The sequence below is a fragment of the Methylobacterium variabile genome, from assembly GCF_001043975.1.
Taxonomy (GTDB): domain Bacteria; phylum Pseudomonadota; class Alphaproteobacteria; order Rhizobiales; family Beijerinckiaceae; genus Methylobacterium; species Methylobacterium variabile.
Window position 1 is genome coordinate 1 of the sequence record NZ_LABY01000464.1, and the last position, 647, is coordinate 647.

Annotated in this window: 1 pseudogene; it reads left to right on the forward strand. The window is 70.2% G+C overall.

Annotation, left to right across the window (positions count from 1 at the left end):
• Positions 1–350 precede the first annotated feature (350 nt).
• A pseudogene (locus tag VQ02_RS33920) lies at positions 351–647 on the forward strand (hypothetical protein); the annotation flags it as partial.

A 647-nucleotide genomic window follows, 5' to 3' on the forward strand; every position in this document is an offset into this window, starting at 1 on the left:
CCGGCACCCGCGCCGGCGGCTCGGAGGGCGGCATCCTCGAGGCGTTCAAGCCCGGCACCGCCCCGCCCGACAGCTACTCGGCTCCGCCGAGCGCCCAGCCCGGCGCCCCGGCGGCGGTCCCCGCGGATGCGGACCGGGCGGCCCAGGCGGGCGGGCTGTACTAAGAGTGGACAAGGGCGGGGCATCGGCGGATGCCTCGCCCTTCGCGCAAAACCGCTCCCAGCATCTCGCGCTAAGCCGGCCGGGAAAGGAGCGGCGCGGGAAATCTCCTCTTCCCGCGGGTGGGGAGAGGGGAAACGCGCGTTTCTTCTTTTCCTCGGACCACCCAGAATCCTGTGTGAGGCGCGCCGATGACCGAACAGGTCTCGGATTCCGATCCTGCTGGATTGTTGAGTTCGACAGAGGCCGTCGCGGTGTTCCTGTCCGATGCCTTCGAGACCGGCGACGCATCTCACGTCGCGTCGGCTCTCCGCGTGGCGGTTCGTGCCGCACAGGAGAATCGAGCCGTCGAAGCGGCCAGCCCACCGCTCTGCGACCTCGACCTCGACGATCTGCCTCTCGCGACGGTGCTCTCGGTGACGAAAGTCATCGGCGTGTGTCTCGTGGTGGCTCCCGCCGGCCCGGCTCCGGACAAGCCGCGCCGCATC